Here is a 7,086-nt window from a genome sequence, read left to right as displayed (position 1 = left end):
CCCCTGCCAGTTCCCCATGGGTCGGAAAGTAGTCGTCGAGCAGGGGTTGCACGTCCATCCGCTGCAGTTGGGCCAGCAACAGGGGAATATCGTCAACCCGTTCGGTGATAATGGTTAGGGGGGTATCCATAGCCCTAACCTATCCCAATTGGCTGACCTCATTTAAAAATGAGCGAACCGTGAGCATCAGTGTGCTGAACCAAGAAACCTCAAAAAAACGAAGTCTTAAGCAGAAGGCAAAGCGAGCCTCAATGAGTCCTGACTACATGCTCACTGTCCTTGCTGCAGGGCTCGCAACCTAGCACAATGTATCGATAGTTTTCTTGCGCTTACCCTGCCCCAAAAATGACGATGGTGCAGGGGGCCGCCGAACGCGCCGAGGTTTTCTGTTCAGGTGGTGTTGCCGTGGCGATCGTCATGAGTTTACCTCAGCGTGTTGCTCGACATGTCCGCCAAACTGGTAGCGCATGGCAGAGAGCAGCTTATTGGCAAAGTCGCCCTCGCCCCTGGAGCTAAACCGTTCGTAGAGGGCGGCACTCAGCACGGGAGCCGGGGTGCCTTCATCGATCGTCGCGATAATGGTCCAGCGTCCTTCTCCAGAATCGGAGATGTGGCCGGCAAAGGTAGAGAGGTGGGGGTCTTGCAGCAGGGCGATCGCGCTTAAATCTAGCAGCCAGGAGGCAATCACGCTGCCTCGTCGCCAGACTTCTGCCACATCCGGCAGGTTGAGGTCGTACTGGTAATGGTCAGGATTGCGCAGGGGAGCCGTTTCGGCATTGGCCGATTGCTCCTGCTTGCCCACATTGGCGTGGTGCAAAATGTTGAAGCCTTCGGCATAGGCGGCCATGATGCCGTATTCAATGCCGTTGTGCACCATCTTGACGAAGTGCCCCGCCCCGTTAGATCCACAGTGTAAATAGCCTTCCTCAGCGGTACCGCCGACTTGCGCTCGACCGGGGGTGCGATCGATAGTGCCGACGCCTGGGGCCAGGGTTCTGAGAATGGGGTCGAGATGCTGCACCGCCGCCTCTGGCCCGCCAACCATCATGCAGTAGCCACGCTCCAACCCCCACACGCCGCCGCTGGTGCCGATATCGACATAGTGAATACCGCTGGCTGCCAGGATATGGGCTCGACGCAAGTCGTCAACGTAGTAAGAGTTGCCGCCATCGATTAAGATGTCACCCGCATCCAGCTTTGTCGCCAGATCGTTGACCATCTGCTCGGTGGGTTCTCCGGCCGGTACCATCAGCCAAATGGCACGAGGTTTGTCGAGTTTCTGCACAAAATCATCCAGGCTATAGGCAGCGATCGCCCCTTCTGTTGCCAATTGTTTTGCTTTTTCGGGGGTGCGGTTGAACACCACACAATCATGGTTATTGCGTAGCAACCGTCGGACAATATTTGCGCCCATTCGCCCTAGACCAATGACACCAAGCTGCATAGTGGGTCTCCAATGTGATTCTCAATTAATTGACTGGACAAAACTCTTAAATTGCTAAAACTCGTAGGTTGAGTTGAGGCACAAAACTTAACCCCAAAGTTATGTCAATATTGGCTTTTGCTGGGCTTAACCCAACCTACTAGGTGATCTGTACATCGCTTACAGAATCTGCTCGATCGCCATTTGCAGGGTAGCTAAACCGGCCTGCACATCCCTGCCTAGATGAATTCGTAGTGCCCTACGATCTCGCTCGGCTAATACCTGAAAATCGCCTCGAGCCTGGGCCGCTTTGACGACACCAAAGGTGTAGTTCTGCTGAGGCACCCAGATATCCATGGCATCGTCACAGGTGATTTGGATAAACACACCGCTGTTGGGGCCACCCTTATAGGCCTGCCCGGTCGAGTGCAAGAAGCGAGGCCCAAAGCCTAAACAGGTGGCAACTTGTTTCGCGTTTCGAATGGTTTCTCGAAGCGTTTGCAGTTGGATCTGGTAGACAATGGTGCGATCAACATAGGCCAGCAGGGCGACGTAATCTCCCGACTTTACCCGGTCTAAATGCGCCTTTAGATAGCTTGCCAGCAGTTGAGAATTTCCGACGGCGGCGGTTAACACAGCAGCATTTTGGGAGTCAGTAAAGAGTTGAATATCGTCAGCGATGAAGATCGGAGTTTCTGGCGGTAGGGTGCCTGTTTTTTCGTAGGCTTCGGTTAGCTGGCGAGTGACAACCTTACTCGCTTCCACATCCGGTTGGTTGAAGGCATTGATGCCAATAATGGACCCCGCTACCGCCGTGGCAATCTCCCAGCGAAAGAACTCTTGACCAATTTGATAGGGCTCAGCAACGGTAATCCGCACTACCGGCTGTCCGGCCTGCTCTAGGGCGGCAATGGTAGCATCTTGCATCGGGTCGGGCGCAGCCTCTAGGCGAATATAGACAAAGAGGCGGTCATTGCCATAGACCGCTGGCGTCCCTAACGGCTCTTGATCGATGGGAATCAATCCCTTACCGTCTTTGCCGGTAGATTCGGCCAGCAGTTGCTCTAGCCACGCGCCCAAATCGGCAATGCCGGGGGAGGTAATCAGCGTGACTTTATCGCGTCCTTGGGTGGCCAAGACGCCCAAGATATTACCTAACACAACGCCAGGATTCTCCTTGGCCGGAACCGATGGAGCACAAGAATGCACCATGACTTCGGCAGCATCGAGAAATTGGACCACATCCACACCCATTGCCGCCGCTGGCACCATGCCAAAGTTGGAGAGGGCCGAGTACCGCCCGCCGATGCTGGGCACTCCGAAGAACCCATGGCGAAAATCGTCACCCTCAGCAATGTGCCGGAGCTTAGACCCCGGATCGGTCACCGCGATAAAGCGGTTACCAGCGGATTCGGCACCCACCACTTGCTGCACGCGATCGAAGAAATATTGCTTGAAGATATTGGGTTCTAGCGTATTGCCAGACTTGCTCGACACAATAAACAAGGTGCGGGTGAAGTCGATCTGGCTGGCGATCGCCTTGATCTGAGCCGGATCTGTGGAATCGAGCACCAGCAGTTCGGGGAACCCTGCCACTTTGCCAAAAGTCAGCTTCATCACTTCCGGGCAGAGCGACGAACCGCCCATTCCCAGCAGCAGTACATGGGTGAAGCCGAGATCCTGAACATCCTGCGCCAGCTGCTGGAGAGGCTCCAGGTGAGCCAGCTGATCTTCGGTAATGCCAAGCCAGCCCAACCACTGATTCTCATCGCTACCCGTCCAGAGGGTGGCATCTTGCGCCCACAGGCGACGAGTTTTGCCGCCGGTTTGCCAATCGTCCAGGGAGGCTTGCACCGCAGCATTCAAAGCTTCTGGTAGCTGGTAGGCAAAGCGATCGAGCTGAGCTTCTAGCATGTCCGCCCGCTTGCTCTCAATCGCGCTCAGGAGCTGGTCAAAGGCCTGCTTGAACAGGGTGACGCCGTCTGCCAACAGCTGGTCGGTCGTCTGCTGTAGCGAAATACCAGCTTGCTGAAAATTTAACAGTACCGATTGAGCATCCTCCAGCCCTTCACCCAGACCCAGTTTGGGTTGCCCGTGATCGCGAAAGGCGGCGAGGGTTGCGGGTGGAATGGTGTTTACCGTGTCGGCCCCAATCAGTTCTTCCACATAGCGAACGTCGCTGTACTGAGGATTTTTGGTGCCGGTGCTGGCCCACAGTAACCGCTGGGTCTGCGCCCCTTGGCTGGCCAGGTTCTGCCAGCGACTGGATTGACACAGGGTTTGATAGCGCTGATAGGTCAGTTTGGCATTGGCGATCGCCACCTTAACCCAACAAGCCTTTGAGCAAATCCCGCTGCGCTGCATCCGTCGCAGTTTTGAGCTGAGCTGTAATTTGCTGATCAACAGCGGTATCAATGCGGCTGACGAAGAAGCTGGCGACGCTGGCAATGCGGCTGATGTCTCCCCCTTTGGCCGCCAGCATTTCCAGTCCAGTCATGTAGGCATTGGCAACCTGTTCATACACCGCCTGAGTAAACAACAGCGTCACGTTGACGTTAACGCCTTCACCAATCAACTGTTGAATCGCCGGAATTCCCGCAAGCGTGGCCGGTACCTTAACCATCACATTGGGGCGATCGACCTGCCGCCACAGTCGGCGGGCTTCTGCGATCGTTTGTTCGGTGTCGTTGGCCAGGTAGGGCGAAACTTCTAAACTGACGTAGCCATCCCGGCGATTCATCTGGTCATAAATCGGTTTTAGCAGGTCAGCGGTGGCCTGGATATCAGCAATGGCAAACGCTTCGTACAGCGCCATGACATCACGATCCTGGCGATGTTCAACCATGTTCAGAGCCAGGTCGTAGTCGGTACTACCGGCGATCGCTTTTTCAAAGATTGACGGATTCGAGGTCACCCCCCGCAGGCCGTTTTCATCGATTAACCGCTGCAGTTCTCCACTGGTAATTAAGCTACGACGAATGTAGTCCAGCCACACCGATTGCCCATAGGATTGCAGTGCTTGCAGAGAGTTTTTGGATACTTGTATCGCAATCATGAGTTCATATTCCTAAACTAAATCAATACGCCAAATCCATACAAATTTCCTGAGTTGAAGCCCTAGACGGTATCACTCAAGGTTTTGATGAGCCGACATTTTCCAAATTCTTTCTAAATCTTGAATGTGCTGGTGGTGATGGTCGATAGCGTGTCCCTTCCATCGTTTCTGACTCCAGCGTCCTAAATAGAAACAACCCGTCATGCCCAGGAGTAGCAGAAATCCTAAGAAACTGAGAGGTTCTGCGAAATCTGTTAGGGTGCATTGACTGGATGGTTGAGTCACGGGATCAACAGCAATAGAGTGCGATAAATGAGCAGTTCTAGAGAGAGGCATCGGTTCGGACTCCTATTTAGAAGTAGATTCAACGTCAACTTTTATCGATAGCTGGGCTTTGGCAGCGGCAACAACTTTGTCAGGGGTAAAGCCGAATTTGTGCTGTAGTTCTTTCAACGGAGCTGAAGCCCCGAACGTATGCATGACAACGCGAGCACCCTGAGACCCGACATATTCACCCCAGCCAAACGTGGATGCCTGCTCTACACAGACACGCGCTGTCACCGAAGGCGGAATCACGCGATCGCGGTAGTCCTGGCTTTGCTGCTCAAACAGCTCCCACGACGGCATACTCACCACCCGCGCTTTAATGCCTTCGGCCTTCAAGTATTCGTAGGCTTCGATGCAGAGCGAAACTTCGCTGCCAGTCGAAAGCAGCAGCACGTCGGGCAGACCATCATTGACATCGGCCAAAATGTAAGCTCCTTGAGCCACCCCAGAGGCCGTCGCGTACCGGGTGCGATCGAGCGTGGGTAAGGCTTGCCGACTCAGAACTAACACCACCGGCTGATGCTGTAACTGCATAATCACTCGCCAGGCTTCGACAATTTCGTTGGCATCGGCGGGGCGCAGGGTAATCAGTCCCGGAATTGCCCGCAGAGACGCCAACTGCTCAACCGGCTGGTGGGTCGGCCCATCTTCACCGACCCCAATCGAGTCATGAGTGAAGATATAAATGACCGGAATTTCCATCAGGGCGCTGAGCCGGATCGATGGACGACAGTAATCACTAAAAATAAAAAAACCAGAACCGTAAGGACGAATTTTGCTGAGCGATAACCCGTTCAACACAGCGGCCATGGCATGTTCACGAATACCAAAGTGAAAGTTACGACCGCCGCGATCGCACTTACTAAAATCCCCCGCGCCATCAAAGGTCAGGCGAGTTTTGGTGGAAGGGTTGAGGTCAGCGGAGCCGCCTATCAGCCAGGGAATGTGAGGGGCGATCGCATTGAGAACTTGGGCAGACGCATCCCGTCCAGCCAGTCCTTTGGCATCAGCCGCAAAGATGGGGAGATGGCTGTCCCACCCATCGAGAAGCTGGCGATGCTGCATCTGGTGGAGTTGAGCCGCCGGTTCCGGATAGCGGGCGCTGTATGCCTCAAACATCTGCATCCACTCCTGATGCAGACGTTGCCCCCGTTGCCCTAAGTGCTTTTGAAAATGCGCTTGCACCCCATCCGGCACCCAAAACTGGGCATCTTCGGGCCACCCATAGTTACGTTTGGTGAGGCGAATTTCCTCCTCTCCCAGGGCTTCTCCGTGGGCGGTGTTGGTGTCGTGCTTGTGGGGCGAACCGTAGCCGATGTGGCTATCGACAATAATCAGCGTCGGGCGGTCATGGGTGGCCTGAACGGTTTCAAAGGCCCGGTTCAATGCCTCTAAATCGTTGGCATCGCTAACGCGAAGCACATTCCAGCCATAGGCTAGAAACCGAGTACCGACATCGTCACTGAAGGTCAGATCGGTGTTTCCTTCAATCGTGATGTGGTTGTTGTCATAAATCCAGCAAAGATTACCAAGTTTGAGGTGTCCGGCCATCGAGGCCGCTTCGTTGGAAATGCCCTCCATCATGCAGCCGTCACCACAGATGGCATAAACGCTGTAGTTGAATAGCTCAAAGCCTGGACGGTTGAAGTATTGGGCCATCCACTGGCCCGCGATCGCCATTCCCACACTCGTCGCTACCCCTTGCCCTAATGGCTCTGTAGTAGTTTCAACACCAGATGTCCAATGATATTCAGGATGGCCGGGACACCTACTATCTAGCTGACGGAAATGTTTAATATCATCCAGCGTCACAGCGGGTTCACCCAACTGTTCATACTTCGCGTTAACGGCTTTCACACCCGTCAGGTACAGCAGCGAATACAGCAGCATTGAGGCATGTCCGTTGGAAAGCACAAAGCGATCGCGGTTTGCCCAGAGCGGATCATTCGGGTCGAACCGCAAAAACTGCTGCCACAAGCAATATGCCACCGGAGCTAAGGCCATGGGCGTACCCGGATGCCCAGATTTTGCCTGCTGCACAGCATCCATTGATAGTGTACGAATGGTATTAATGCACAGCTGATCAAATTGAGTCTGGCTAGCAGTTTGCATTTGGGCAATCACGGCATTCTTCCTTTAAATATGATCAGCTAAACAGACAGCAAAATGGTATTATGCGAACCCTATCTAGATACAGAAAAAACTAAAAGGCTCTTAATTTTGGATGGCGATTTATGTTCAACTAAAGTCAGTATGAAAGCGACCCAGCTGCTTAACCATT

At 53.9% G+C, this 7,086-nt stretch carries 2 protein-coding genes and 1 pseudogene; all 3 read right to left on the bottom strand.

The window, feature by feature from the left end; genetic code table 11:
* Window positions 1–415 precede the first annotated feature (415 nt).
* The 3 genes and pseudogenes from gnd to tkt all read right to left on the bottom strand — a co-directional run bounded on the left by gnd (window position 416) and on the right by tkt (window position 6,917).
* Window positions 416–1,444 carry a phosphogluconate dehydrogenase (NAD(+)-dependent, decarboxylating) gene (gnd, locus tag LEPTO7104_RS0128295; RefSeq protein ID WP_017301954.1) on the bottom strand — a complete coding sequence of 343 codons (1,029 nt, stop codon included), beginning with the start codon at window positions 1,442–1,444 and terminating at the stop codon, window positions 416–418.
* Between the two features lie 159 nt (window positions 1,445–1,603).
* Window positions 1,604–4,478, bottom strand: a pseudogene (locus LEPTO7104_RS35770) (bifunctional transaldolase/phosoglucose isomerase).
* A gap of 348 nt (window positions 4,479–4,826) precedes the next feature.
* Complete coding sequence (tkt, locus tag LEPTO7104_RS0128285; RefSeq protein WP_040697804.1) at window positions 4,827–6,917, bottom strand: transketolase; 2,091 nt, start codon at window positions 6,915–6,917, stop codon at window positions 4,827–4,829.
* Between the last annotated feature and the right edge of the window lie 169 nt (window positions 6,918–7,086).

Origin of the sequence: Nodosilinea nodulosa PCC 7104 (genome assembly GCF_000309385.1) — a bacterium.
Classification (GTDB): Bacteria; Cyanobacteriota; Cyanobacteriia; order Phormidesmidales; family Phormidesmidaceae; genus Nodosilinea; species Nodosilinea nodulosa.
The sequence above is the reverse complement of the archived record's forward strand: the minus strand, read 5'-3'. Positions and strand labels throughout refer to the sequence as shown.